Origin of the sequence: Fusobacterium ulcerans ATCC 49185 (genome assembly GCF_900683735.1) — a bacterium.
GTDB lineage: Bacteria > Fusobacteriota > Fusobacteriia > Fusobacteriales > Fusobacteriaceae > Fusobacterium_A > Fusobacterium_A ulcerans_A.
The window spans coordinates 3,509,746-3,536,279 of record NZ_LR215979.1 but is presented as its reverse complement, the minus strand read 5'-3'; the positions used below and the strand labels follow the sequence as shown (position 1 = coordinate 3,536,279).

Below are 26,534 nucleotides of genomic sequence, written 5' to 3'. Positions count from 1 at the left end.
TCATATTTTTTTTAAATACATAGCAATTTTTTGATTCATATATTATAATACAACTATAAACCGTTATACTCTTTTAGTCAAGATATATAACTGTTGAAAGTGATATATAACAGTTTATTGTTTTAATACAAATGTCTATTTTACGTATTTTAAGATCTATTTTTAAAAGATAAAACCTGTTTCAATATCTGTTGTATAACACTTTTTTGTTTTAATTATATCAAACTTTTTTTAATATTATAAAACAGTTTATTATAGAAAGGAGAAAATTTTTATGAAACTTAATTTTTTAATCTACAAAGATTCACCTCATAAAATTTACTTGCAGTTGTATGACTCTATAAAAAATATGATAGAAACTGGTGAAGCTCTTCCTAATGAAAAGCTCCCTTCTATCAGGCAGATAGCTATTAAATTTGATATAAATACACTTACTGTATTGAAAGCTTATGACCTTTTAGAGAAGAATAACTATATCTTTAAGCTTTCTGGAAAAGGATGTTTTGTCAAAGAAAAAAATAAACTTATCTCAAATACTCAAAAACCTGTCATAAATAATTTTGCAATAATAAATAAAGATATAAATTTTGCAAGCGCTACTCCTGCTGCTGATCTTTATCCTGTTTCTATTTTTCAGGAACTCATAAATGATATATTTAATAATTATGGAGAAAAAGCTTTCAATTATTTTAATACACAGGGACTTTTAGAATTAAGAGAAACAATAGCTGAAAAACTTAAAAACAGTAATATTTATACATCTCCAAATAATATTCAAATAGTTTCAGGTTCCCAACAAGCATTGGATCTTATAAAAAAAATCATTCTAAAAAGAAAAACTACTACAATGGTAGCTGCAACTCCCACATATTATGGGGCTATAAACACTTTTTCTGAAATAGCTAAAATGATAAGTGTTCCTTTAGAAGAAGATGGGATAAATATTGAAGAGTTAGAAAAAATTCTACAAAAAAATAAAGTAGATTTTATTTATACTATGATAAATTTTGAAAGTCCAACTGGAATTTCATGGTCAACAGAAAAGAAGAAAAAAATACTAGAACTTTCAGAAAAATATAATTTCACTATTATAGAAGATGACTGTCATTCTCATCTCTATTATTACAACAATATTACTACTCCTTTAAAAACTATGGACAGAAAAAATAAAGTTATATATATAAATTCTTTTTCAAAGCTCATAATGCCTGGATTAAGACTTGGATATATGATTGTTCCTACTAACTTAATTTCTGATATTATTGCTGCAAAATTTTCTGCTGATATATCTTCTGCAGGTCTTCTGCAGCTGGCTCTTCATCTTTTTATCAAAAGAGGATATTTAGAACCTCACATAGAAAAGTTAAGAGAAGTATTTAAAGAAAAATATGAACTCACTTTATCTCTTTTGAAAGAAATAAAAGAAATAGAACTTCCATATATTCCCAATGGGGGATTCTATATATGGATAAAACTGCCAAAAGGGCTTAATTCTAATGTATTCTATAATGTGTTAAAAGAAAGACATGTTTCTATTCTTCCTGACTCTGTATTTTATATAAATGATGAACAGGAAAATGACCATATTCGTTTAAGTTTTGCTGCTGTAACAAAAGAAGAAATAATAAGAGGTATTGAAATAATCAAAAAGTCTTTAGAAGAATTTTCACAGAAAAAAGATTTTTTATTCAAAGAAGATTTTATTTCTCTTCTCTTAAGATAGAAATTTATAATAATTATTATAAATACTATAAATTTTATTTTTAAAAAAGTATCGTATTATTATGGTACTTTTTTTATTTTTTAGCACAATACATAAAATTATTTTAAACATCATAAATTTTTTTTATATTTTTTTCTTTAATAATATTACTGTTAAATACTTCTAAATTTTAAATTTATATTTTTTCAGCATCATATTACTTAAAAAAAAGTATTGCGTAAAAAATAATCTTATGCTAAAATTTTGAAATAAAATTTTTGAAAAAAAGAGCACGTGTTTCTTTATAATAAAAATATTTTTTTATTTATAAGGAGGAGAAAAATGAAAAGTATGCTAGAAACCTTTGGGATTAACTATTTTTCTGAACTAGACTTGAAAAGTAGGGTGCCTGAAACAATATTCAAAAAATTTAAATCTGCTCAACTTGGTGAGGGTGAACTGCCTTCAGAAGTCGCAGATATAATTGCATCTACTGTAAAAAACTGGGCCATTGAAAATGGTGCCACTCACTTTACCCACTGGTTCCAACCTCTCACTGACCTCACTGCTGAAAAACATGAATCCTTTATCTCTGTTTCTTCTGATGGAACTATTCTGTCTCAATTTTCTGGAAAATCTCTTATTAAAGGTGAAGCTGACACTTCTTCTTTCCCAAATGGCGGACTGCGTTCAACTTTTGAAGCTCGTGGTTATACTGCATGGGATACAACTTCTCCAATGTTCCTAAAAGGCGATGGTCTCTCTAAAACTCTTTATATCCCTACAGCCTTTGTTGGATACAATGGAGAAGCTCTTGACAAAAAAGTCCCTCTTCTCAAATCTATTAAAGCTATTGAAAATCAATCTCTAAGAATTCAAAAATTATTAGGTGACACTGAAACTAAACATATTAATGTTACTTTGGGAGTAGAACAAGAGTATTTTTTAGTTGATAAAAAATTCTGGGATAGACGCCTTGATCTATCTTTAGCCGGAAGAACACTTTTTGGTAATCTTCCTCCAAAAGGTCAAGAAATGAATGATCATTACTATGGAACTATAAAGGAGAGAGTAGAAGTTTTTATGGCTGAACTTGACAGTGAGCTTTGGAAAATTGGAGTGATAGCTAAAACAAAACACAATGAAGTTGCTCCTAATCAGTTTGAACTTGCTCTCATGTTTGCATCAGCAAATGTAGCTGTAGATCAAAACCATCTTACTATGGATACCATAAAGAAAGTAGCCAACAGACATCAACTGGCAGCCTTACTTCATGAAAAACCATTCCAAGGCATCAATGGCTCAGGTAAACACTGCAACTGGTCTCTTTCAACTGATACTGGAGTAAATATTTTTGATCCAGATACTTTAACACAAGATAACCTTCAGTTTCTTCTTTATACAATGGCAGTAGTTGAAGGAATTGACAAACATGCTGATATACTGAGAGCATCTACTGCTACTCCAGGAAATGACCATAGATTAGGCGGACATGAAGCTCCTCCAGCTGTCATTTCTATATTTCTAGGAGATCAATTGCAACAATTATTAGAAAATATAGAAGATATTGATATTTCTTCTACTGAAGAAGGAGTAATTGATATAGATATACATATTCCTAAAATAGCAAAAGATTTTTCAGATAGAAACAGAACTTCTCCTTTTGCATTTACAGGAAATAAATTTGAATTCAGAATGCCTGGTTCAAGTGCTTCTCCTTCAACTCCAGTATTTGTTTTAAATACTATTGTTGCAAATGTCTTGAAAGAGTATGCTGATTTATTATCAGAGGATACTTCATCAAAAAATATCAATACCTCTATTATTAAATTGATAAAAGAAAGATATAAAAAGCATAAAAGAATAATCTTCAATGGAAATGGTTATGAAGGTTCTTGGATAGAAACTGCTGAAGAACTTGGTCTTTCTAACTTGAAAAATACTATTGAAGGACTTCCAGTATATATCAAAGAAGATACTATGGCTTTATTTGAAAGAAATGGCATTCTTACTAGAGAAGAACTTTATTCAAGATTTAAAATCTACTGTGATAGATATAACAATCAATCAAACATTGAAATATCAACTGCTGTGAGAATGGCAAGAAATGAAATATATCCTTGTGTAACTAAATATATTAATAATATTTCTCAAATGATTAATAATGTAAGAACAGCACTTGGAGAAGAAAAATTTATTCAATATGACAAAGAACATCTTGTGAAAGTAATTGGTTATAAGAATAGTCTGAAAGATACTATTACTAAATTAAATGAAGGAACTAAAACAGCATTTTCTATTTCAGACTGCTATAAAAAAGCTGTCTACTATGATACTGAATTAATTCCAGTACTTAATGAAATGAGAACTATCGTAGATGAACTTGAATTACTTATAGAGAAATCTGTATGGCCTATTCCTACATATTTCGATCTATTATTTAATCTTTAATAATTTTTAATTTTGTTATCAACACACTTCAATATAATATAATGAAAAGAAGCTGGCTTATTTATAAGTCAGCTTCTTTGATTTTACCTATATCCCTTTATATTTTCCATTTAAATAATCGTATGCTATTTTAGCAAATGCTGCTGCTCCAATTTTTATTACTTCTTCATCTACATTAAATTTAGGATTATGAAGAGGGTACTGTGTTTCTTTATCCTCATTTGCACTTCCTACTATAATATATGTAGCTGGAGTATTTTCACTAAAGAAACAAAAATCATCTCCTCCTATTTTAAAACTTTGATTTACAACAAACCCTTTGTTAAAAACGTCCTTTACACTTTCTCTCACTGCTTCTATTATCTCTGGTGTATTATATACAGGGAATGTCTTTCCTCTATAAGAAAATTTATATTCCACTCCATATATTTCGCTTATATTTTTTATTATCTTGTCCATTTGTTCTTTTACAAATTCACGATTATGTCTATGTAAAGTTCTTACTGTTCCTGCAATTACTGCTTCATTTGGAATAATAGCATCATATGTTCCAGCATTAAATCTACATATCTGTACCACACATGGCTCTAGTGGTGACACTTTTTTAGATATGAGATTTAAGAGATTATATGTCTCTACTGCTGGAAGTATAGGGTCTATGCTTTTAGAAGGAAATGAACCATGTCCTCCTCTTCCAATAAACTTTACCTCAAAGAAGTCAGGATATGAACTTACTGGTCCAGGCTCTATGGAAGCAGTCCCTATTTTTTCATTAGGTTCTACATGCATTCCAATTACATAGTCCACTTTTGGATTTTCCAATATTCCATCCTCTACCATTAAATCTGCTCCACCTATTGTTTCTTCTGCTGGCTGGAAGCATAATTTAACATTTCCATCAAGTTCATTTTTTAATTGAGATAATATCTTTGCTGCTCCTAATAAAGCAGCTGTATGTACATCATGTCCACAGGCATGCATTTTTCCTTCTACCTGTGATTTATATTCAAGATCATTTTCTTCGCTCATAGGAAGGGCATCTATATCCGCTCTTATCATTATTGTCCTTCCAGCAGGATTTTTACCATATATCATTCCCTGTATTCCAGTTTTGGCAAATCCTCTTTTTACTTCTATCCCTAATTTTTCCAACTCATCAACTATAAAGTTTGAAGTATTTACTTCCTGTCCTCCTAGTTCTGGATTTTTGTGTATTTTTCTACGATTTGCAATCATTTCATTAGAATATTTTTCTGCTAATTCTATTATCCTGTCCATTTTTCCTCCTGTCTCACTTTTCTCAGCTAAACACTTTGTTTTTCCAGTAAGTCTGCTTCTTTTTCCTCTTTAGTTTTCATAAGTCCAAATTGGATAGTTATTATAGTACAAATTCCTAAAAATACCTGATAGAAAGAAAAACTTATTATTTCTATTGGTGAAACTGATGCCATAGATGTTATAAGAAGCATTCCTCCAGCATGTGGAGCTAAGCACAAAATTACACAACTGAATATATCCAATAAACTTGCTGTTCTTTTTGGAGCTATTTTAAATTTCTCTCCTACCTGCTTGGCTATTGGAGAAGCTATTATAATAGCAATAGTATTATTTACAAGACAGAAAACCAGTACAGATACTAGAACTGCTATACTATATTCAGCCCCCTTACGAGTTTTAATATTTCCAGTAAGTTTTTGTACAAGCCATTCTATTCCACCATATTCTTTTATCAGTCCAATAAGCCCTCTAATAAGAATAGCCATAATAGTAACGTTCATCATTCCATCCATACCCTTTGCTACTGATTGGAAAAATGTTACAAATGTCATACTTCCAGTTACAAATCCTACTAAACCTGCAAACAGAATTCCTCCTATAAGAACTGTAAATACATTTACTCCTACAACTGCTGCTATAAGTACTGCTAAATATGGAACTACTTTTATTAAATTATAGCTTAATTCTCCTTCAATCTGTCCAGCTCCTCCTACTATAGTAAAAGCTATGATTGTTGCAATTGCTGCTGGTATAGCAATCAAAAAGTTCATTCTGAATTTATCTTTCATTTCACAGCCTACTCCCCTAGTAGCTGCAATTGTAGTATCTGATATAACTGACAGATTATCTCCAAACATAGCTCCTCCCAAAACTGCTGCCAATGTTATGGCTGGATTTAATCCTACTTTTTCAGATATTCCCAATGCAATTGGAGCAACTGCAACAAGTGTTCCTGTTGAAGTTCCCATTGCTGTAGATATAAATGCTGATATCACAAATAATCCTGGAACTAAAAACTGTTTTGGAACAAATGTAAGTCCAAGATTTACAACAGAGTCTACTCCTCCCATTCCTTTTGCTACCCCTGCAAAAGCTCCTGCCAAAAGAAAGATAAGAGCCATCATCATTACTCCGCTCTCTCCTGAAGTGGTTGTAAATATATTGATTTTATCATCCAATTTCATTTTTCTGTTCATAGCAAAAGCTATGATAACTCCTATAAGCAGTGCTGCATGTCTTGGAAGCTGATTAAATGGACTTGCTACTCCCCTAGCTGAGAAAAACATTCCTCCTCCTAAGTATATTATTAAAAATACAACTAGTGGAATAAATGCCCAACCTCCATAATTCTTTTTTTCTCCCTCTGTTTTAATATTCATAATTATACCCCCCTTATTATAAAAAAATAATTTCTTCTGCCCCCTTTAAATATATTTTAAATAAATATATATTTATTTTTTCATCACTTATTATAATATAAATATAATCTTTCATTCCCTATTCGTCAAGAGATATAACTATTTAAACTGATATACAACAGTTTAATTTTTATAATTTTTATCTTTTTATCGTACTTTAAGATTGCTTTTAAAATAAACAGTATAAAAAACAACTGTTATACAACACTTTCTTTTTCCCTATATAAGTCAAATAACTACAATTTTAAAAAAGAAAAAAGAGAACCATTTATGATTCTCTTCTTCGTCTTATTTTAAGATATTTTCTATTTTTACAATCTCATCTTCTGAAAATTCTAAATTCTGAATAGTTTTTACATTATCTTCTATTTGATCTGGTCTGCTTGCTCCTATCAGTACACTTGTTACTTCTTTTCTTCTCAACACCCATGCAAGAGCCATTTGTGCCATACTCTGATTTCTTTCTTCTGCTATTTTATTCAGTCCTCTTATCTTTGACAGCTTTTTTTCATCAAGATAACGTTCTGCTATGGTAGTTCCTGTTCTTGCTGCTCTTGAATCAGAAGGCACATCATTGTTGATATATCTGTTAGTTAAAGCTCCCTGTGCTAAAGGGCTGTAACACATACAGCCAGTTCCCGAATTCTCCAATATTTCAAAAAGTTTTTCTTCAGCCCATCTCTCAAACATATTATATCTAATTTGATTTATAAGGCATGGAACTTTTAATTCATTAAGTATTTTTATAGCTTTCTCTGCTTCTTCAGCTTTATAATTAGATATTCCTACATACAAAGCTTTTCCTTGTTTTACTATATCAGCAAGAGCTGTCATAGATTCTTCTAAAGGAGTATCTAGATCGGGTCTATGGTGGTAAAATATATCAACATATTCTAATCCCATTCTTTTCAAACTTTGATTTAAGCTTGCCATAATATATTTTCTTGAACCTCCATTTCCATAAGGTCCTTCCCACATATCATATCCAGCTTTTGTAGATATTATCATCTCATCTCTATAGGAATTCAAATCAGATTTCAATATTCTTCCAAAATTTTCTTCAGCAGAACCATCTGCTGGTCTTCCATAATTATTAGCCAAATCAAAATGAGTTATTCCAAGATCAAAAGCTTTAAATAATTTTTTCTTTTGAATATCTAAAGGTGTTTCTTCTCCAAAATTCTGCCATAACCCTAAAGATATTACTGGAAGGTAAAGTCCACTATTTCCACATTTTCTATATCTCATATCATTATATCTTTTTTCATCAGCTATATATCTCATATATTTCTCCTTATAATCCCTCTTCCATAGCTACTTGAGGTACTACTTCTATTTCAAGTTCTGCAAGACTTGCTCTCACCAAAATAACTTTATACTTGTCTCCAATACTGTATACTTTTCCACCATCTTTATCTTTCATTACATAATCTCTGTCATCAAATTCATAATAGTGTTTAGCTGCTACTACATCCCAGAAACATTCTACATGTTCCTCAGTTTCAAAGAATACTCTTTTATTACTGAATCCTACAATAGTAGCATCATACTCTTCTCCAACTTTATCTATCATATATTCTACAAGTTTAATTTTTATACTTTCATCTTCTATCTTCATAGCTGATCTCTCAGTTTTAGATATATGAGTACATATTTGTGGAAGTTCTTCAGCATTTCTAGCTATTACTTTCTTACTTGGATATCCATGAAGTACAGAATTAAGTATTCTATGAACAGTCAAATCTGCATATCTTCTGATTGGTGAAGTAAAATGTGTGTAATACCCAGAAGCCAATCCAAAATGTCCTAAATTATCCACTGTATATCTTGCCTGTTTCAATGCCATAAGGATAAGCTTATGTACAAGAAGATTTATCCCTCTTTCTTTTGAACCTTCTATTATTTTCTGGAATTTTTTAGGATGTATATCATCTAATGAATGTATTCTGTATTTAAATTTACTCAATGTTTCATTCAGATTTTTTATTCTTTCAGGATCTGGTTTTTCGTGTGTTCTATATACTGATGGAATCTCCATCCAGAAAAGTTTTTCAGCTACAGTTTCATTTGCAGCTATCATGAAATCTTCTATTATTCTTTCAGATTCTCCTCTTTCTCTGTTTTTAATATATTTTACTTTTCCCTCTTCATCAAGTACCAGTTTTATCTCTGGAAGATCAAAGTCTATACTTCCCCTATTATATTTTACCTGTCTTATTATTTTAGAAAGTTCAAGCATTTCCATTACCATATCTTTGATATCAGAATATTCCTTTAAAGCTTCCTCTTCTCCAGCTATCATTCTGTTAACATTTGTATATGTCATTCTTCTTACACTTTTTATTACAGATTTATATATATCAGAGTCTACTACCTTACCGTTCTGATCTATCTCCATCTCACATGTAAATGTAAGTTTATCCTCATTAGGATTCAGCGAACATATTCCATTAGATATCTCTTTAGGAAACATAGGAAGCACTCTGTCTACTAAATAAACTGAGTTTCCTCTTTTAAAAGCTTCCTGATCAAGCATAGATCCTTCTGGTATATAGTGAGAAACATCTGCTATACTTACTATCAATTTGTAGTTTCCATTTGGAAGTTTTTTTACATATACAGCATCATCTAAATCTTTTGCGTCATCTCCATCTATCGTTATTATAGAAAGGTCTCTCAAATCCTTTCTCTTTACAATTTCCTCTTTAGATACAGTCACTGGTATATTTCTTGCTTCTATCAATACAGGTTTAGAAAAAGTTTCTGACATTCCCTCTCTTACAATAAGAGCCTCAATCATATTATTAGTATTGTATGGATCTCCAATTACTTCTATTATTTCTCCTTCAGGCTTCTTTTCATTAGTTCCCCATGAAGTTATTTTTACTACAACAAGCTGTTGATTTTTTGCATCTTTCATCATCCTATATGGAATATATATATCCTTTCCAAATGAATGTGTAGGTGTTACAAAACCAAAATTTTCATTTCTTTGAAGTATTCCAACTATCGTATCTCTTTCTCTGCTTATTACTTTTACTACTTCTCCCTCTTTTTTCTTATCTCCATTTAGACCTGCTGTTATTTTTACCAATACAGTATCCCCATCTAATGCAGAGTTGAAATGTGGTTTAGGAATAAATATTCCTTCATCTGCAGTATCCACAAAAGCAAATCTATCTTTTATTATACTGAAAGTTCCTTTTATAAATCCAAGATTTTCTGGAATATTATACTTACCTCTGTTATTTTTCATGAGGTCTCCATCTTCTATCCATTTATCCAATATCTCTCTATTTTCTTTTTTATTTTTAAGAGACCATCCTAAAAGCTTTGTTATTTCATCCAGTTTTAAACCTTTTCCTTTATCCATCAGTTGTTTAAGTTTTTCTAATTCTTTATCTAAATTCATTTTTTCCTCCTTAGGCTGTTTCTTCATTCAGCCATGCTCTCATATCTGCTGTATTTCTATGTATTTTTCCTTTTTTCCCCATCAGATATTCTATTTTTTTATCAATTTCCAATATTATTCCTTTGTCCAAGTCTTTTTCAACTTCTTTTCTTATCTCTTCTACAGCAGGATAATTTCTGTTTTTTTCAATACCATCTGCGATATATATTATTCTGCCTAAAAGACTGAGCCCTCTTTTTCCAACAGTATGATACTTTATCCCATTTAAAATATCCTCATCTGTTATCCCAAATTCATCTCTTGCTATTATACACCCTGCAAATCCATGAAGTATCTCATTTATATCCATATCTTCTTTTGAAAGTTCATCAGAAAAATTTTTTTGACATATATCTCTCATCTTATCTATTGACATTTCTTTAGCCACATCATGTAGTATTGCCGCTATTCTACATTTTTTTTCATCAGCTATATATTTTTTTGCCAATTCAGCCGCTTTTTCCTCCACACCTAAGGTATGTATATATCTTTTTTCTCCCATTTTTTTTCTGACCTTTTCTCTTAATTCTTCCAGCATAATATTGCCTCCGCCAAATTAAATATATTCCACAAATTTCTATATTTTTATTTCCCGTCAATTTAAGTGTATCATTTTATTCTCTCTTTTCAAAATTTTTTTAAAAAATCAGTATTTTTTCTGCATTCAAAGAAAACTTTGGTTGTTTTTCATGCAGATATATAGTAAAATTATATTGGGTAAGTGAAAGCATGACTCAAATCAAAGTAGGGGGAATTATGTACATTGATAAATATGAGGAAATTAAAGATTTTTTTATACAATTTAATACTGCTTATTTTAAAGAAAGAAATATTCAAAAAACTTTATCTTTTTTAGATGATGATATTTTTGCTTTTGGAGTAAGCGAAACAGATATAGTTTTTAATTTTGAAGAAATGAAAACCATGATTACTAAAGAAATTAAAACTAATCCTTCTCCTTATGAAGTAAATTTTGAATATTTAGAAATTTTTAATATTGCTGAAAATCTTTTTTTACTTATCTGTATAAGTGAGCTGAAAAAAGAAAACTCTAATACTGTTCTTGCAAATTTGAGAGTCAGTATAATTATAAGAAAAACTGAGCAAGGATATAAATTTAATAAAATACATATATCTATCCCTATACATGCTTCAAATAATTTTCTTAATTTTAGAAAAAAAATAGGAAATATTCATCTTAATGCTCAATATACTGCCTTTGATCTCCTAAATTCCTCTATCCCTGGTGGAATGATAGGAGGTTATTACAAAGAAAATTTCCCCCTATATTTTATAAATGATCAGCTTTTAAAAAAATTAGAATATGAATCTCAAGAAGAATTTATAAAAGATATAGATGGACTTGTTATAAATGGTATTCATCCTGATGACAGAAAACATGTTTGTGAAGTTGTTGCTTCTTCATTTGAAAGCAAAGATGAATATGAAGTTAAATATCGTATGAAAAAAAGTGATGGTTCATATATATGGGTATTAGATAGAGGACGACTTGTAGAAACAGAAAATGGTCTTGTAATAGTAAGTATCTGCTTTAATATTACTGATAAGATACAACTTGAAGAAAATATAAAAACTATTACTAATAATATTCCAGGAGGAGTCTATAAATTAAAATTTGATGAAGACCTTACTATTATTTATGGTAATGATGGATTTTATAAAATTCATGGATATACAGCTGAAGAAATGAAAGTTATCCTTGGAAACAAGCTCATTGCTGTTACTTTCCCTGAAGATATTTCTAAAGTACATGCTATCTTAAAAAATGCTCTGGAAAATAATCTTGAAAGTTTTGAATATGAAAAAAGAGTAACAAGAAAAAATGGTGAAATCAGGTATCTTCTGACAAAGGGAGTTTTTGTCAAAGAGGGAGATGAACGTATTATCAATTCTATTGTCATTGACATTACTGATCGGAAGGAAATGGAAAATGAGCTTAAGTTCAATCAAGAAAAACTTAAACTTGCTCTAGATTCTTCTAAAAACATCATATTTGAATATGATTTAGATTCTAAGACTCTCACTCATTTAAAACTCCCTGATGGAAATGAAAGTCCTAGAATTATATACAATGTTCCTGAAAGCAGAATAGAAAATAAGGAAATCCATCCAGATCATATAGAAAGATATCGTGAACTGTATAATGCAGTAATAAATGGAAAAAATAAAAATAGCTGTACAATAAAAACAAGATTGAGAGCTACTAAATATAAATGGACTAAAATAACTCTTAATAATATTATCATTAACAATAACCCAACTAGAAAAGTAATTGGAATTGTAGAAGATATAACTGAACATCAGGAATTTCAATTTCTAAAACTTTTCCAAACAACTTTAAAAAAGGCTCTTATAGAAGATTCTATGGGATATGCACATATTAATCTTTCACAAAATAAAGTAAGCGATATATTTGGTATTTGGCAAGAATATTTTGATAATGACTTAGAATACACATATACATATTTTCTTAAAAAATTAATTACTTTTGTTCATCCAGAAGATAAAGAAAGAGTAAAATATATTTTTTCTAAAGAAAATATATTAGAAAATATTAAAAAAGGTAAAATTGAAGATTCATTGGAATTACGTGTTATAAAAGCTGATAATAAAGTAATTTCAATTCTTCTCAATATAAAAATTTTCAATAACCCTGTAACTGATCATAAAGAAGCTATTATTTACAGTAAAGATATAGATATTTATAAAACTTTAAAATGTTCTTATATCCCTGCTTCTAAAGCAAATAATAAAGATGCTGAAAACATGGAAATAAAATCTTTAAAAAAAGACCCTGAAATAAATAATCTAGAAAATATTTTAATTGATTTTAAAAGAACAGCTGAAAACTCTGCTGTAACCAATACATTATTCCAATATGTAACTGATATCCTTGGAAAATATTATGAAGCTGACCATGTTTCCATCATAAAGTATGATGAAGCTCTCCATCAATATGTATGCACTTTTGAATATTGTCATCCTGGAAAATTATCTAACAAAAAACATTGGAATGATTTAAAAATAAAAAAAGGATCTGATTGGGAAAGTTTCCATAAAAATAAAAAAATATTAAAAATAAATGATATTGAATCATTGAAAAATAGCGATATAGTCAATTATTTAAATTTCAGCAGACTTAATATTCAGTCATATTTTTCAATAACTATTGAAGCTTTTCATCAAGATTCATTCTATTTAATATTGGATAATATAAATAATTCATTTGCAAATATTGGTTTCTTTGAGTTAGTAAGTTATGTCATTGAAAATAAAATAAAAGATGAGATACTAAAAAATAAATTTTCTTTTTTAGATTATCATGATATGCTTACAGGATTATCTAATCATAAAAGCTTTGTAGAATATAAATGGAACAGAAACTTCCATGACTATGTTTCACTTGGCTTAATAACTTCTGATATAAATGGTTTAAAACAACTCAATGAAAAATATGGACCTCATTTCGGAGATGAGATGATTGTAAAAACTGCTAATATATTCAAAAAATATTTTGCAGAAGAAAAACTATTCAGACTTAGTGGAGATGAATTCCTTATTGTATGTGAAAATATTGATGAGGAAGTTTTTAAAAGAAATATAGAAAATATAAAACTTGAATTTTCATCTTTTGAAAATGGAGGATTATCAATAGGATATTCGTGGACTGACCATGAGATAGATTTTGATGTTCTTCATAAAAATGCTGAGGAGCTTATGTATATTGATAAACAAAAATATTACCAAAATACAAATTTCACAAGCAAACATTATCGTCCTATACTTCTTCAAAAACTATTGACTGAAATTAAAAATAATGAGTATCACATATTCTTACAGCCAAAAATAGATCTTAAAACAAAAGAGCTGTCTGGTATGGAAGCACTTATCAGACATATAGATGCTGAGGGAAATATAACTCCACCAATTAAGTTTATTCCATTACTTGAGAGAGAACGTCTTATTCGTTATATAGACTTTTTCGTATTTGAAGGAGTCTGCAAACTCCTTGACAGATGGAAGAAAGAAGGAAAAAAATTAGTTCCTATATCTCTAAATTTTTCAAGAAATACACTTCTTGAATCAGAATTTGTAAAAACACTAAAAATAATAATGTCTAAATATGATGTTACAAGTAATTTAATAGAAATAGAAATAACTGAAACTATTGGAGAAATAGATACTAAAATAATTTCAAGTATAAGTAAAGATATAAAGAATGCTGGTTTTTCTATTGCTCTTGATGATTTTGGAAGTAAATACAGTAATATCAGTCTGTTCACAACATTAGAATTTGATACTTTGAAGCTGGATAAAAGCCTTGTTGATAAACTGCAGTTGAGTCAAGAAAAACAAATAATTGTAAAAAGTGTTATCAACATGTGTAAAGAAATGAATGTAAAAACTGTAGGAGAAGGAATAGAAACTGAAGAACTCAATTCTCTTTTGGCAAATTTAAAATGTAATTATGCTCAAGGATATTTATATAGCAGACCTATTTCCATAAGTGAATTTGAAATAAAATACTTTGAATAATAATCTTATTTTTTAAAAACATCTGAATTACAATTTAAAGAGATTGTGTAATTCAGATGTTTTTATAATTTTTTTACTTAATTATTTAATACTTTCTCTATTTTTATACTTTTTAATACAGTATCCAGAATTTCTAAATCAATACTCCCTGTTGTATCAAGCATTGCATTTGTAGTTCCACAGGCTACTCCCAGTTTAAAACTTTCTTCTAAACTTTTTCCTTCAGCAATTCCATAGGCAAATCCTCCAATTGTCGAATCTCCTGATCCTACAGTATTTTTTATTTGCACTTTTAGAAAAGTTGCTCTGTATACTTCATTCTTAGTTACCAAAACAGCTCCATCTCCTCCAAGAGTTACCATTACATTTTCTACTCCTTTTTTTATAATCTCCCTTGATCCTTCAATTATTTCTTCTAAAGTAGCAAATTTTTTCTTAAACATATCTTCCAACTCATCTTGATTAGGTTTTATAAGAAAAGGAGCAGCTTTAATCCCTTCAGCAAGAGTTTCTCCACTTGTATCCAGAATAAATTTTATCCCTCTTTTAGAAGCTTCATTTATAAGAATATTGTAGGAGTCTTTTTTTATTCCTTTTAGAAGACTTCCTGAACCACATACTAACTTTACTCCATTTTCTAAAATAGAGATATATTTTTCTAAAAATTTCTCAAAATCTTTTTCCTTTCCCTCAGCTGATTCAAGAAATTCAGTTATTTTTCCTGTGCTCTTATCAATTGCAGCTATACATGTTCTTGTTTCAAAATCAGTTTCTAAAAAACTATTCTCTATACTGTCTTTATTCAATTTTGATAAAAATAGTTTCCCTGTATATCCTCCTACAATTCCTGTAGAAAGAATATCTCCTCCCAGTTGCTTTATTACTCGGCTTACATTTATTCCCTTTCCTCCAGCATTTTTTTCAATAGTTGAAGTTCTATTTACATTTCCCAGCACAATTTTTTCAATATTGTATCTTACATCTATTGCTGGATTAAGTGTAACTGTTAAAATTTTATTCATAACTACGCCTTTCCATTACTTCCACACATTAATATTTTTTCAATGGCCACTTTTTTCATTGATTCTTTAGCAGGTCCAAAATACTTTCTTGGATCACTTTCATTAGGATTATTTATTAATACTTCTCTTAAAGTATCAGCAAAAGGCATTTTTAATTCTGTTGCAATATTTACTTTTGTTATCCCTAAATCTATTGCTCTTTTTACTTGATCTGCTGGAACTCCTGAAGCTCCATGTAAAACTAAGGGAATATCTACTACTGCCCTTATTTCTGCAAGTCTTTCAAAATCCAGTTTTGGTTCTTCTTTATATACTCCATGAGCTGTTCCAATTGCTACTGCAAGAGAATCTATTCCCGTTCTTTCTACATATTCTTTTGCCTGAGCAGGATTTGTATATTTGCTGTCTTTATCATCTCTTACTAGATCATCTTCCTGCCCTCCAAGTATTCCTAATTCTCCTTCAACTGTAACATCAAATTTATGGGCATATTCCACTACCATTTGTACTTTTTTTATGTTTTCTTCAAAATCTAAATGAGAAGCATCAATCATTACTGACTTTGTTCCTATATCAATAGCATTTACTATTTCATTATAATCTTCATGATGATCTAAGTGCATTGCTATGGGAATATCATATTTTTCTGAACATATTTCCACTAATTTTATAAAAAATTCTGCTCCTGCATATTTCATTGTTCCTGGTGTTGCAGCTACAATGATTGGTGATTTTAATTCAGAAGCTGCTTCTATTACAGTTTGAATTGTTTCCATATTGTGAACATTAAAAGCTGGAACAGCATATTTTCTCTTTTGAGCATCTAACAATAATTGTCTTGTTGAAACTAACATTTTACATTCCTCCTAGAATTTTATTTCTCATAGTTATGAATAATTACACCTTTAACCACTCTATTTACTTCCCCTGTAGGACAAGGATTATCTGGATTTATTCCAAGTTTTGATGATTTTAAAAGAGAAATCAATTGTCCATATACAAGATATCCAAGTCCTGCAACTACCTCTTCCATCTCTCCCATTTTTTCATCTCCAAAAGAAAAATAGAAATCAGAGTTTTCTTTTACCTCTTTATCAAAAATAGTATCCAATACCACTATTTTCTTTTCTCCATTTTCACTTTTAAATTCTTTTAGCAAGTCAAGTTCATAAACTCTTGTATGCTTATTATTTGACATCATACATACAATAGTTGTCTTATCATTTACTATTGATTTAGGTCCATGTCTAAATCCTAAAAAAGTATTATAGAAAGAAGCTATTTTCCCACCAGTAAGTTCTAAAACCTTTAAGGATACTTCCTCTGCCAGTCCTTTTAAAGCCCCATCTCCTAAATATACTATTCTTTCTATATCCAAGTCTGAAATAATTTCTACATCTGCTAAAATATTTTTTAAATTTTTCTCTATAATTTTTGATATATAAACTACTTTTTCTGCATAATGTTCAAATTTTTCTCTCAATAGAATAAGTACTCCAGCAACTACCATAGATGAAAAACTTCCTGTCATGGCAAATCCTTTATCATTTGTTTTCTCAGGCATTAACAGTAAAAATTTGTTGTCTTGATTTTCTGATATTTTTGCCAGCTTTCCTTCTGGATTGCAAGTTACAAATATGTGGTATATATTCTTTACTAATTTATCTGCTAACTCCACTGTTGCTACACTCTCAGGAGAATTTCCTGATCTTGCACAAGATATCAGTATTGTTGCTGTATCTCTGTCTAAATATTGTTCTGGCATAGATACTATATCTGTAGTAGGAATAGAAACTACTTCTATATCCAATCTACTGTTTATATATGAACTTATTGTATTTCCTACAAATTCTGATGACCCTGCCCCTGTAAATATTACTTTGATTTTATTTTCTTTTAATCCATCTAAAAATCTGCTTATTTCTGGAAGTCTTTCCTTTATTATTTCCACTTCTTCTCTCCAAATACATGGCTGTTGAATTATTTCTTTCCATGTCACACAATTTTTAAATTCCATTTTTCTCTCCTTTATATAATTTATTTTTTCATTACTAGTGCTGCTGCCCCTTTTATTCCAGCTTCTTCATTTAATTCCCCAAAAGAAATTTTAAGATTTTCCATAGTCATTCCAAGAGCATATTTTGACAAATATTTCTTTATTCCATCTAATAAAACATCTCCTGCTCTTGCAACTCCCCCAGTGAAAATAATTATTTCAGGGTTTACTATATTCAAAAGTATCCCAAGACCTTCCGCCATATACTCACAAAAAAAATCTACTATCCCTATTGAAAACTTATCTCCAGATCTAGCCAAGTCAAATATGTCCTTTGCTTCTAATCTGCTCAAATCTCCATTTATTTTTTTATACAGTTCATTATTTTTATCTTTCTCTAATCTTTTTATTCCTTCTCTTACAATTCCAGTGGCAGAGCAATATGTTTCAAGGCATCCTGTAAGACCGCACCCACATTTATATCCATTTTTATTTACCACTATATGTCCCAGTTCTCCAGCTGCTCCTCCAGAACCCTCTACTATCTGTCCATTTATTATTATTCCTGCTGCAATCCCAGTTCCAATAGGAATCGTTATACTATTTTTATATTCTTTTGCTGCTCCAAAAAGTGCTTCCCCTAAAGCAATAACCTTTACATCATTTCCTACTTTCACAGATTTTCCTGAAATCTTTTCCATAAGTTCCTTTGCAGGAAAATCATTTCCCCAAGAAAAATTCGCTGCTATTTTTACAACTGAATTATTTACTACTGGTCCAGGAATTCCCATCCCAACAGCTTCAATTTCAGCCTGTGAAATCTTCAATTCTTCTGCTAATTGCTTCACTGTGTTCCATATTCTTGTAAAGGTTTCTTCACTACCATTTTGAGAATTTGTCTTTATACTTGTCTTCTTTAATATTTCAGCTTTTTCATCTAAAATTCCAATTTCAACGTTTGTCCCACCTATATCTATTCCAACAAAATAAGCCATTTTATCCCCTTTCTTTCATTCTATCTCTCTGAAATATTTATTTATTATTTGTTATGTTGTCCGTACCAATTTTTAGCTTTTAAAAATCAGACTCATATGAGCCTGATTTTTAGTTATCTTCTAAATCTACTTCAAATTCAAATTTATCTCCACGAAGAAAACTTACTGTATATTCTATTTTTTCTATTCCAGTATATGTCCATCTCTGAAGTTTTATAATAGGACTCTTTTCATCTATTTCCAAAGCTTCAGAAATTTTCTTATCTGCACTGAGAACTGAAAACCTTTCAGTTGCTTTGCTGAAAATTATATTGTATTTCTTCTGTAAAACATCATACAAAGGTATATTTAAAATATCCTTTTTAGAAAAATTTAAAAATTTTTTAACTGGAAGGTAAGTTTTTTCATACATATATATATCTTCATCAGCCAGTCTTAATCTTACAAGCTCAAATATCTTTTCCTCTTTATCCAGGTTTAATTCCTGAGCTATTTTTTCTCCAGCTATTTTTTCTTTAAATGAAAGTATTTTTGATTCTGGAGTTTTTCCCTGCTTTTTCATTTCCTCTGTAAAGCTATAGAATTTCAAAAGTTTCTGTTTTAGTACTCTTGATGAAACAAAAGTTCCACACCCTTGAATTTTATATAGATATCCTTTTTTTTCTAAATAGGCTATTCCCTGTCTCACTGTGGCTCTGCTTAAATTATATTTTTCACAATATTCTCTTTCAGTAAGAATTTTATCATCTTCTTTTAAATTTTTAGTTTTTATTTCTTCTATGATAATCTCTGCTAATTGGTAGTAAAGTGGACTTTTAGATTTATTTAACAGCATCCTGTCCTCCATAAATATTTTATTATTAATTAAATAATATCATCTGTCCAATTATTTTACAAGAGATTTACTATTTTTAACTTTACAATCATTCTTTAGATTTCGTATATTATTCTGTAAAGCCATCCTGTCAATGGATCTTTTAACTTTACCATTTCACTGTAAAGCTCTTCTAACATCTCTTTTTTTACATTTTTATATTTTTCATCATAGAATAGATTATTCATTTCCTCTTTATCATTTTTCATATCATAAAGCTCTCCAACATCTGAAGCATTAAAAATTATCTTATAGTCTTCTCTTCTCCACATTCTCTGTTCAAAATACACAAAGTGTCCAGCCAGCTGTCCAAGAACTCCTTTTCTTCCATTACTTTTTCCCTCTCTTAAAATAGGAAGAAGAGATTCTCCATCAAAGAAACCAGAAATATTTTTTCCTGCAACATCATTACAAGTAGGTGTTAAATCATGAAGATATACAAAATTATTGTCTTCTTCATTTTTCCTATTTGAACAAGGATCTTTGATTATCATAGGAATTCTATATGTTGTATCAAACATAAATTCCCCTTTTTCTATAATTCTGTGAGCTCCCATTGCATCTCCATGATCAGCTGTTATTGCCATAAATAAACTTTCATAAAGACCTTCTTCTTTTAAGAATTTCACAAACTCTCCTATTGCATCATCTATTAAAGTTATATATCCCCAGAATTTAGCAATAACTTCTTTCCATCTCTCTTCAGAAGCATCCCATACTCCCCACATTTTAGCTATATCTCTATAGTGATTTGGTTTTCCTACCATGGGATTATAGAAGCTTTTATCTAAAACTACCTCTTCAGATTTATACATTGAATAATAAGGCTCTGGAATCACGCAAGGAGTATGAGGTCCCCAAAAATTCATCCATATAAAGAATGGTTTATTTTCTTTTTTAGCTTCAAGTACAGCTTTTTTTGCTTCATCTACTACAAAGAAAGGAAGAGTAGCTTCTCTTGTCCCACTTAAAAGTCCACAAAGCTCTTGAACTCTAAGATGATCATTTTCTCCAAAGTAGCTTTTAGAAACTTCTGGTATTTCAAAACCTTTTTCCTCTAGCCAGTCTTTATACCTTGTTTCCTGCTCTGGTCCTTGTGCAAATACAAGATTTTTATATACTCCGCTTCCTGGATATCCATATCCATCAAAGTTATGGCCTTTAAATCCAAAATCTCTAGGAAGAACTGTTTTCCCAACATGCCATTTCCCAATTAAATAATTCATATGATCCTGCATCTCTGTTATTATATTAGGGTTTGATAGTGAAGGATCTCCCAAGCCACCCTTTTCACTATTTCTCATAAGCCCATGATTGCTTGGCATCTGTCCTGTAAATAGTGAAGTTCTTGCTGGACTGCATACAGAAGCTGGAGTAAATGCATTATTAAATTTGACTCCATCTGCTGCTATTGCATCCATATTTGGTGTTTTTACTATTTTATGCCCATATGTTCCTAACATATCAACTCTTACTTGATCTAATAATATAAAAGCTATATTATTATTCATTTATTTTTCCTCCTTAAATTTCCAGCTGCCTTGTTTCCGATTTTCTTTAATACTCTTCACTTACTACTCTAGTTACTTTTTTCTTTTTTATATTTAAAGCTCCCATTAATACCAGAGCAATTACTGCAAATACCATTGTTATCTTTGTCAGACTATTTCCTCCTGCCAGCCCTATTGGAGAAAGAACACAATATAGATAACACAGCCCCAATACAAGCAGAGTTGATGCTTCCTTTGCATATTTCCAATTTGTTAAATCTACATCTGATTTGTTTTTAACTGATGGAACATATGGTTTTTCTCTTTTGAAAACACTTCCTAGAATAAACATTGCTATTATGTCAAATACAAATAGCCCTCCCATTACATGAACAAAGTTTAGTTTTACTTTAAATATCCATACTAATGAAAAATATAATATTACATGAAGGAGTACTGTTATTCTTGCTGCTTTTCCAGATACTGTCTTATTCAAGAATCCTACCGCTACAAGAGCAACTATAGGTATGTTGAAGAATCCTGCAAATCTTTTTAGAAGCAGGAATAATCCTCCTGTTCCATACTGAAGTAATGGTGCTATTATCATAGATACTATTGCTATTATAGTTCCAGCTATCTTAGCTACTTTTATTAAATCTTCATCTGATATATTTTTATTAAATATTGGTTTGTAAATATCATAGCAGAATAATGTTGCAGCACTATTTATAAATGAATTAAATGTACTCAATATTGCTCCAAACAAACATGCTGTGAAAAATCCCAGCAAAGGTTTTGGTAAAACTTTTGATACAAGTGTTGGATAGGCTAAATCTATATTTCCCAGTGAATCTCCAAAAATATGGAAAGAAATAAGTCCAGGAACATTTAATAATACAGGAAGGAATAATAGAAATATTCCTGCATATAAGATTCCTTTTTGTCCTTCTGCCAAACTTTTAGCTGCAAGAGATCTTTGGATTATTGCCTGATTTGTTGTCCAGTAAAAAAAGTTTACTATTAATATTCCAGTAAATATTGTTGTCCAAGGTACTGGATCTCCTGCTGCTCCCCAAGCTGTCAATTTTTCCATATGTGATGATGTAACTATATCTACTCCCTTTGATAAACTTCCATCTCCTAAAAATTTTAGAGCAAAGAAAGGTATCATTGTTCCCCCTATTATCAAAGCAAATCCATTTAGTGTATCTGATACTGCAACTGCTTTCAGTCCACCAAATATTGCATAGATTCCTCCAATAATTCCAATCAGCCATACCACTCCCCAAAGAGCTGTATTAAAACTTACTCCAAACATTCCTGTTACATCAAATATTTGTGTAAAAGCAATAGCCCCTGAATAAAGTGCCCCTGGTATCATTACAAAAGTATATGCAACTAGGAAAAGTAGTGACATTATCTGTCTTGTTTGTTTATCATATCTTTCCTCAAAAAATTCAGGTATAGTTGTAAATCCACCCTTTAAGTATCTTGGTAAAAGAAATAATGCAAGTACGCATAAAGGAACTACAGATTGTACAGTCCATGCTATTATTGAAAAATTACTTATATATGAAGAAGCATTTACTCCTACTAATTGTTCTGTTGAAAGACTTGTCAACACCATTGAAAATCCGATAACAGTGGCACTTAAACCTCTCCCTGCTAAAAAATATCCCTGTGCACTGTTGTCTTCACCTTTAGTTTTTAACCATGAAACAAAAGCAATTAATGCTGTTATTAAAACAAATGTAAAAAAAGTCATTTTTCCCTCCTAATTTATTTCAATGGAGATTTTTAAAAATTCGTTGTATAAACAAACCTATCTCCTCTCACTGTAGATTTTGTGTATTCTAAAACCTTACTTCCTTGGAAAACTGTTCTTTCTACTTTCATTCCTAAATCTCCTTCATTTAATCCCAGAAATTTAGCCTCAGAAGTATCCAATTTACATGGATAAAACAACTCTTTTCCATGAGTTATCTTTATTCCAAATTCATTTGTTAAAACATCATATAATTTTTTTGATTTGAGATCAATATTTTCAATTCCTTCTACTAAAGAGTAGTTCAGATAAATAGTTTCATAGATTAAAGCTTCATCATTCCCATATCTTATCCATACAAGCTTACATATAAGTCCATCATCAGAAAGGTTCATTCTCTCTTTAACAAGAGTATTTGGCTTTTTAATTTTCAGTGATAATATTTTAGAAACAGGAATTTTTCCTAGGCTCGTCATATCATCATAAAATTTACTGAAACCTGAACGATTTTGATAAATTTTAGGAGATGATACATAACTTCCCTTTCCTTGAAGTTTATAAATATATCCTTCTTTTTCCAAAGCTCTTAAAGCCTGTCTTACAGTTGTCCTGCTAAGATCATATACAGTACAGAATTCTGATTCAGCAGGAATTTTATCATTTTCTTTTAATGTACCTTCTTCAATATGTTTTTTTATACTATGTACTAATTGCTGGTATAAAGGAACCTCACTTTTCTTATTAATCTCAAACATAATTTTCTCCCATGGGTTTTTAATAATATTATCTTTTCTATTACGATAAGTATAATTCAACCTTTAACTGTTGTCAATACTGATTTTTACTAGGTTTTAACTTGTATCATACACCTAAACTACTATATTAATCACTTCATATCAACTTGTATCTAAAAAAAAAATAAAAAAAAATTTTACTCACTATTAAAACATTATGTATTTTATTTTTTCAAATAAGTCTTTTTTAATCTTATTTTCATTAGATATTTTTTGTTTTTTTATTTAAGCCCTTATTTCAATATTTTTCTAAATGTTTTAAATAAAAAACTAAAAGAGAGATTTTTTTATAAAATAAAAATCAATTTTAAAAAATAAATTTGAATAATTTTAAAATTGATGTTATCTTTATATCAGTATAAAAATTTAATTTTTAAAAAATTTTATCAGAAGGGATGTTTTTAAATGACAAATAAATACAATCATAATAAAGAAGATATGATACTTAGAGATTTTCTTGCAACTGACAGAACAATTCTAGCAAATGAAAGAACTCTTCTGGCATATCTAAGAACTTTTATCAGTTTTTTTGCTGCAGGTATTGGTTTTATAAAATTTGTAGATAATACTTTAGTTGTTTTTTTAGGATATGTTCTCGTAATTTTCAGTATTATCGTTTTAATTTTTGGTTTTAAAAGATATATAAAGACTAAGAGAAGATATGAACATATCAAATTTTAAATTTTTTCAAAAAAATAAAAAAGAGAGGATCTTGTTTTTTCAAGATACTCTCTAATTTTCTATTTGATTATATATTTATATTTCTATTATAAAATTTACCTAAGTTTTTACTTCCATCTTTTCCATTTATCAATATTTTTACTCTGCTGATATTTTCAAGCTCTGTAAGACTATTTACTATTGAATAAATATTTAATAAATTTTTACGACTATTATCATCCATCTCTTTTGATGATGAGCTTAAATCTATATACACTGTATCTCCACTAAAATATAAATTTAAAACAGTAATATCTTTACTCTCAAGAAAACCTTCATTTTGAAGTATTTCTAAAGTTTTAGCAATTATCTTAACAGCTTTATCTCTTCTGCTCTGACTTTCTTCTATATTTTCATCTCTTTTTACAAGTGATTTCTCATCTGATGCAGGAACATATATTACTGCCTTTTCCTTAGGCTTCTCTTCTGTATTAAATTCATTATTTGTGATAGTCTTTATCCCTTTATCATTTACAATATTAGAATATGCAGTTCCACATATTGCAGCAACTATCCATATTCCTATTAATACTCCTATCCATTTTTTTTTCACTGCTTCACCTCACACTGATCAATAAAAATATCCTCTTACCATCTCAGCTATCTCTTTTGCCATCTTCTTCTGATATACTGGATTTGTTATTTTCTGAAGATCACTTTTGTTACTTATAAATCCTACTTCCACCAAAACACTTGGTCCATTAAATCCTCTCAGTACAGCAAAGTTAGCTCCATGTATTCCTCTATTATTTAATCCTATTGCATCAGCTAAAGCATTATTTGTCTTTCTTGCAAAACCAATAGAACTTTCCTGATTTTTCTTATATGCAAGCTCACCCATTATTTGAGCTATATCACTGCTGTTTTCACCATATTTGTCTCCAAAACTGTTTTCAAATGAGGCTATTCTTTCAGCATATGGTGAAGATTTTTTAGAGAAGTAGAAAACTTCTACTCCATTCATTTTACTTGATACAGCTGCATTGGCATGTATACTGATAAACATATTCGCTTTTGCTTTATTCGCTATTTTAGGACGTTGTGATAAAGTCACAAAGACATCTGTATCTCTTGTCATGACAACATTAAAATCTTTTTTCAATTCATCTCTCAAATATTTGCTCACTGCTAGAGTTACTGTTTTTTCATAATATTTTTTAAATCCAATTGCTCCTGGGTCTTTTCCACCATGTCCAGCATCTATAGCTATTGTAAATTGTTTTTTTTGAGATTTGTCATTGAATGTAAGAATAAAATCGTTTCCTTTTGAAGCTATCCTTCCTGTATAAGTGATATTTTTTCTCAGTTTAATAAAAAAACCAACTGATCCACTGTAATCTACAACTTCAAGGCTTTCTATATATTTTCCTGTGAAGCTTTTACTATCTATTTTTTTAGTGAGAGTACTCCCTGGAAATTCTAAAAAAATCAATTTGTTGTACTCGTCATAATTCATTGTATACTTTGGTTTTTCTGATCCTGCAAAATCCATAGTAAGAACAGCTCCATTCAGTTTTACTGATCTAATATTTCCAGCAAATGAAAGCACTGTCAAAAACAAAAATAAAAAAATTGTAAGTATCCTCTTCATCTTATGTCCCCGCTTTATTAAAGAAAAAACGACAATGTTCATTGTCGTTTTATTTCAATTACTATAATACTCTAGAAATAGCTCCTTTAGTGAAAGTTATTTTCACACCTTTATCAACTCTTACTTCTACATAATCGTCGCTTACAGAAACTATAGTACCTTTTATTCCACCAACAGTAACTACTTCTGATCCTTCTTTTAGTGAATCCATCATTTCTTTTTGTTTCTTCTGTTTTTTCTTGTTTGGCAATATTAATAAGAAGTAGAATACAGCTATCCATACTACAAAAGTTAGTCCCATTCCACCATATTTACCTAATAATTGTTCCATTGTTAATCCCCCTCATCAGAAAAGCTTTGTTACAAGTATACCATATCATAAGCTTTTTTTCAATTTTTTCTAAGATTTATCTAGCTTTTTTTGAGCATT

The 26,534-nt window shown here is 29.6% G+C and carries 20 protein-coding genes; 4 read left to right on the top strand and 16 right to left on the bottom strand.

Translation table 11 applies throughout. The features are described 5' to 3' along the window. The first annotated feature begins 274 nt into the window (after positions 1 to 274). Together E0E45_RS16045 and E0E45_RS16040 are read left to right on the top strand one after the other, a co-directional pair. Positions 275 to 1,723: a PLP-dependent aminotransferase family protein gene (locus tag E0E45_RS16045; protein WP_130892066.1), complete on the top strand. Its 1,449-nt coding sequence runs from the start codon at positions 275 to 277 to the stop codon at positions 1,721 to 1,723. A gap of 321 nt (positions 1,724 to 2,044) precedes the next feature. Then, the gene (locus tag E0E45_RS16040; RefSeq protein WP_130892065.1) at positions 2,045 to 4,153 is read left to right on the top strand and encodes a glutamine synthetase III; all 2,109 of its coding nucleotides are present in this window, start codon (positions 2,045 to 2,047) and stop codon (positions 4,151 to 4,153) included. An 87-nt stretch (positions 4,154 to 4,240) separates the two neighbouring features. Here E0E45_RS16040 and E0E45_RS16035 read toward each other — a convergent pair whose 3' ends face one another. The 5 genes from E0E45_RS16035 to yqeK form a co-directional block, all read right to left on the bottom strand. Then, a complete protein-coding gene (locus tag E0E45_RS16035) occupies positions 4,241 to 5,431 on the bottom strand; it encodes a M20 metallopeptidase family protein (RefSeq protein WP_130892064.1) in 1,191 nt (396 codons plus the stop codon). Positions 5,432 to 5,457: 26 nt separating this feature from the next. After that, positions 5,458 to 6,810 carry a Na+/H+ antiporter NhaC family protein gene (locus tag E0E45_RS16030; protein ID WP_130892063.1) on the bottom strand — a complete coding sequence of 451 codons (1,353 nt, stop codon included), beginning with the start codon at positions 6,808 to 6,810 and terminating at the stop codon, positions 5,458 to 5,460. A 327-nt stretch (positions 6,811 to 7,137) separates the two neighbouring features. Continuing rightward, positions 7,138 to 8,133, bottom strand: a complete 996-nt coding sequence (gene mgrA / locus E0E45_RS16025; protein WP_130892062.1) for an L-glyceraldehyde 3-phosphate reductase — start codon at positions 8,131 to 8,133, stop codon at positions 7,138 to 7,140. 10 nt (positions 8,134 to 8,143) lie between these two features. Then, positions 8,144 to 10,261: a ribonuclease R gene (rnr, locus tag E0E45_RS16020; protein ID WP_130892061.1), complete on the bottom strand. Its 2,118-nt coding sequence runs from the start codon at positions 10,259 to 10,261 to the stop codon at positions 8,144 to 8,146. A gap of 10 nt (positions 10,262 to 10,271) precedes the next feature. Then, the gene (yqeK, locus tag E0E45_RS16015) at positions 10,272 to 10,838 is read right to left on the bottom strand and encodes a bis(5'-nucleosyl)-tetraphosphatase (symmetrical) YqeK (protein WP_130892060.1); all 567 of its coding nucleotides are present in this window, start codon (positions 10,836 to 10,838) and stop codon (positions 10,272 to 10,274) included. A 218-nt stretch (positions 10,839 to 11,056) separates the two neighbouring features. Here yqeK and E0E45_RS16010 point away from each other — a divergent pair, with 218 nt between their 5' ends. After that, a complete protein-coding gene (locus tag E0E45_RS16010) occupies positions 11,057 to 14,857 on the top strand; it encodes an EAL domain-containing protein (RefSeq protein ID WP_130892059.1) in 3,801 nt (1,266 codons plus the stop codon). Positions 14,858 to 14,934: 77 nt separating this feature from the next. Here the strand turns inward: E0E45_RS16010 and pfkB are convergent, their stop codons facing one another. From pfkB to E0E45_RS15970, 8 genes are all read right to left on the bottom strand, one after another. After that, positions 14,935 to 15,879, bottom strand: coding sequence for a 1-phosphofructokinase (pfkB, locus tag E0E45_RS16005; protein ID WP_130892058.1), 945 nt, complete (start codon positions 15,877 to 15,879; stop codon positions 14,935 to 14,937). Positions 15,880 to 15,881: 2 nt separating this feature from the next. Beyond that, a complete protein-coding gene (fba, locus tag E0E45_RS16000; RefSeq protein ID WP_130892057.1) occupies positions 15,882 to 16,733 on the bottom strand; it encodes a class II fructose-1,6-bisphosphate aldolase in 852 nt (283 codons plus the stop codon). A gap of 20 nt (positions 16,734 to 16,753) precedes the next feature. Beyond that, on the bottom strand, positions 16,754 to 17,896 hold the full coding sequence (locus E0E45_RS15995; RefSeq protein ID WP_130892056.1) for an SIS domain-containing protein: 1,143 nt from the start codon (positions 17,894 to 17,896) through the stop codon (positions 16,754 to 16,756). A 20-nt stretch (positions 17,897 to 17,916) separates the two neighbouring features. After that, positions 17,917 to 18,870, bottom strand: a complete 954-nt coding sequence (locus E0E45_RS15990; RefSeq protein ID WP_130892055.1) for an ROK family protein — start codon at positions 18,868 to 18,870, stop codon at positions 17,917 to 17,919. Positions 18,871 to 18,979: 109 nt separating this feature from the next. Continuing rightward, on the bottom strand, positions 18,980 to 19,705 hold the full coding sequence (locus E0E45_RS15985) for a GntR family transcriptional regulator (protein WP_130892054.1): 726 nt from the start codon (positions 19,703 to 19,705) through the stop codon (positions 18,980 to 18,982). Positions 19,706 to 19,800: 95 nt separating this feature from the next. Continuing rightward, positions 19,801 to 21,255: a sulfatase-like hydrolase/transferase gene (locus E0E45_RS15980; protein WP_130892053.1), complete on the bottom strand. Its 1,455-nt coding sequence runs from the start codon at positions 21,253 to 21,255 to the stop codon at positions 19,801 to 19,803. A 46-nt stretch (positions 21,256 to 21,301) separates the two neighbouring features. Continuing rightward, positions 21,302 to 22,999: a solute:sodium symporter family transporter gene (locus tag E0E45_RS15975; protein ID WP_130892052.1), complete on the bottom strand. Its 1,698-nt coding sequence runs from the start codon at positions 22,997 to 22,999 to the stop codon at positions 21,302 to 21,304. Between the two features lie 32 nt (positions 23,000 to 23,031). Beyond that, a complete protein-coding gene (locus tag E0E45_RS15970) occupies positions 23,032 to 23,754 on the bottom strand; it encodes a GntR family transcriptional regulator (protein WP_130892051.1) in 723 nt (240 codons plus the stop codon). 444 nt (positions 23,755 to 24,198) lie between these two features. On the opposite strand from E0E45_RS15970, the gene E0E45_RS15965 reads away from it, so the two are divergent. After that, positions 24,199 to 24,474: a DUF202 domain-containing protein gene (locus tag E0E45_RS15965; protein WP_130892050.1), complete on the top strand. Its 276-nt coding sequence runs from the start codon at positions 24,199 to 24,201 to the stop codon at positions 24,472 to 24,474. 67 nt (positions 24,475 to 24,541) lie between these two features. On the opposite strand, the gene E0E45_RS15960 is transcribed toward E0E45_RS15965, so the two are convergent. The 3 genes from E0E45_RS15960 to yajC form a co-directional block, all read right to left on the bottom strand. After that, positions 24,542 to 25,066, bottom strand: a complete 525-nt coding sequence (locus E0E45_RS15960; protein WP_130892049.1) for a GerMN domain-containing protein — start codon at positions 25,064 to 25,066, stop codon at positions 24,542 to 24,544. An 18-nt stretch (positions 25,067 to 25,084) separates the two neighbouring features. Further along, on the bottom strand, positions 25,085 to 26,104 hold the full coding sequence (locus tag E0E45_RS15955) for an N-acetylmuramoyl-L-alanine amidase family protein (protein ID WP_130892048.1): 1,020 nt from the start codon (positions 26,102 to 26,104) through the stop codon (positions 25,085 to 25,087). Positions 26,105 to 26,165: 61 nt separating this feature from the next. Then, entirely contained in the window at positions 26,166 to 26,435 is a 270-nt protein-coding gene (gene yajC, locus E0E45_RS15950) for a preprotein translocase subunit YajC (RefSeq protein ID WP_130892047.1), read from the bottom strand. Between the last annotated feature and the right edge of the window lie 99 nt (positions 26,436 to 26,534).

Bases quoted from the DNA above. Each gene is read 5' to 3' on its own strand.
- E0E45_RS15980 (WP_130892053.1), bottom strand. From the start codon at position 21,255: ATGAATAATAATATAGCTTTTATATTATTAGATCAAGTAAGAGTTGAT.
- E0E45_RS16030 (WP_130892063.1), bottom strand. From the start codon at position 6,810: ATGAATATTAAAACAGAGGGAGAAAAAAAGAATTATGGAGGTTGGGCA.
- E0E45_RS15965 (WP_130892050.1), top strand. From the start codon at position 24,199: ATGACAAATAAATACAATCATAATAAAGAAGATATGATACTTAGAGAT.
- E0E45_RS16040 (WP_130892065.1), top strand. From the start codon at position 2,045: ATGAAAAGTATGCTAGAAACCTTTGGGATTAACTATTTTTCTGAACTA.
- rnr (WP_130892061.1), bottom strand. From the start codon at position 10,261: ATGAATTTAGATAAAGAATTAGAAAAACTTAAACAACTGATGGATAAA.
- E0E45_RS16035 (WP_130892064.1), bottom strand. From the start codon at position 5,431: ATGGACAGGATAATAGAATTAGCAGAAAAATATTCTAATGAAATGATT.
- mgrA (WP_130892062.1), bottom strand. From the start codon at position 8,133: ATGAGATATATAGCTGATGAAAAAAGATATAATGATATGAGATATAGA.
- E0E45_RS15955 (WP_130892048.1), bottom strand. From the start codon at position 26,104: ATGAAGAGGATACTTACAATTTTTTTATTTTTGTTTTTGACAGTGCTT.
- E0E45_RS15975 (WP_130892052.1), bottom strand. From the start codon at position 22,999: ATGACTTTTTTTACATTTGTTTTAATAACAGCATTAATTGCTTTTGTT.
- pfkB (WP_130892058.1), bottom strand. From the start codon at position 15,879: ATGAATAAAATTTTAACAGTTACACTTAATCCAGCAATAGATGTAAGA.
- E0E45_RS16045 (WP_130892066.1), top strand. From the start codon at position 275: ATGAAACTTAATTTTTTAATCTACAAAGATTCACCTCATAAAATTTAC.
- E0E45_RS15995 (WP_130892056.1), bottom strand. From the start codon at position 17,896: ATGGAATTTAAAAATTGTGTGACATGGAAAGAAATAATTCAACAGCCA.
- yqeK (WP_130892060.1), bottom strand. From the start codon at position 10,838: ATGCTGGAAGAATTAAGAGAAAAGGTCAGAAAAAAAATGGGAGAAAAA.
- E0E45_RS15985 (WP_130892054.1), bottom strand. From the start codon at position 19,705: ATGCTGTTAAATAAATCTAAAAGTCCACTTTACTACCAATTAGCAGAG.
- E0E45_RS15990 (WP_130892055.1), bottom strand. From the start codon at position 18,870: ATGGCTTATTTTGTTGGAATAGATATAGGTGGGACAAACGTTGAAATT.
- E0E45_RS15970 (WP_130892051.1), bottom strand. From the start codon at position 23,754: ATGTTTGAGATTAATAAGAAAAGTGAGGTTCCTTTATACCAGCAATTA.
- E0E45_RS16010 (WP_130892059.1), top strand. From the start codon at position 11,057: ATGTACATTGATAAATATGAGGAAATTAAAGATTTTTTTATACAATTT.
- fba (WP_130892057.1), bottom strand. From the start codon at position 16,733: ATGTTAGTTTCAACAAGACAATTATTGTTAGATGCTCAAAAGAGAAAA.
- yajC (WP_130892047.1), bottom strand. From the start codon at position 26,435: ATGGAACAATTATTAGGTAAATATGGTGGAATGGGACTAACTTTTGTA.